Genomic DNA, 251 nt, shown 5'->3' with positions numbered 1-251 from the left:
CGCCTGAGCCTGCCGGAGTGCTGGCTCAGGCGTGTGTAGCTCCAATCCAGAGCGGCGATCAATGAACGGTGGCGTTCCACTGCCGTGCGGCGCCCGCGGGTCAGCCCTTGCAAACCGGTGCGCAACTGGCGGTGCACACCGCCGATGCCCAGCGCATCGACCTGGGCGGCGGCCAGTTCGAAGGCCAGGGGGATACCGTCCAGGCGCCGACAGATTTCACGCACCGCCGTCAGGTCCTGGGGCCGCAACGC

The 251-nt window shown here is 69.3% G+C and carries 1 protein-coding gene; it reads right to left on the bottom strand.

The annotated features are described in order from the left end of the window. A partial coding sequence (locus tag AC0L20_RS41495) for a hypothetical protein (RefSeq protein WP_473295911.1) occupies positions 1-251 on the bottom strand: 251 nt, incomplete at both ends.

This window comes from Bradyrhizobium sp. Kon58, assembly GCF_055807455.1.
The sequence above is the reverse complement of the archived record's forward strand: the minus strand, read 5'-3'. Positions and strand labels throughout refer to the sequence as shown.